This window comes from Allobosea sp. ASV33, assembly GCF_016428755.1.
Classification (GTDB): Bacteria; Pseudomonadota; Alphaproteobacteria; order Rhizobiales; family Beijerinckiaceae; genus Allobosea.
The window spans coordinates 1-400 of sequence record NZ_JAELTI010000217.1 but is presented as its reverse complement, the minus strand read 5'-3'; the positions used below and the strand labels follow the sequence as shown (position 1 = coordinate 400).

The following is a 400-nucleotide window of genomic DNA, read 5'->3' as shown; positions in this document are numbered from 1 at the left end:
CCCCCCCCCCCCCCCCCCCCCCCCCCCCCCCCCCCCCCCCCCCCCCCCCCCCCCCCCCCCCCCCCCCCCCCCCCCCAACCCCCCCCCCGCCCACCGAGACCTACACCGAAGGTTAATCGTCGGCAGCGTCAGATGTGTATAAGAGACCCGCGCGGAGCCCCGGAATGACAAGTGTTCCGCTTGAATTCGAAGGAGTCTGCCATGCGCATCATCCGCGCCGCCGATTGCAATGTCATGCCGTGGAAGAACTGTCTCTTATACACATCTCCGAGCCCAGGAGACTCTAGGCGCGATCGGGTATGCCGTGGTGTGCTTGTAATGGGGGGGGGGGGGGGGGGGGGGGGGGGGGGGGGGGGGGGGGGGGGGGGGGGGGGGGGGGGGGGGGGGGGGGGGGGGGGGG

The 400-nt window shown here is 74.2% G+C and carries 1 protein-coding gene; it reads right to left on the bottom strand.

The features are described 5' to 3' along the window. Positions 1-128: 128 nt before the first annotated feature. Complete coding sequence (locus tag JHD80_RS29175) at positions 129-263, bottom strand: hypothetical protein (protein WP_282568457.1); 135 nt, start codon at positions 261-263, stop codon at positions 129-131. Positions 264-400 lie beyond the last annotated feature (137 nt).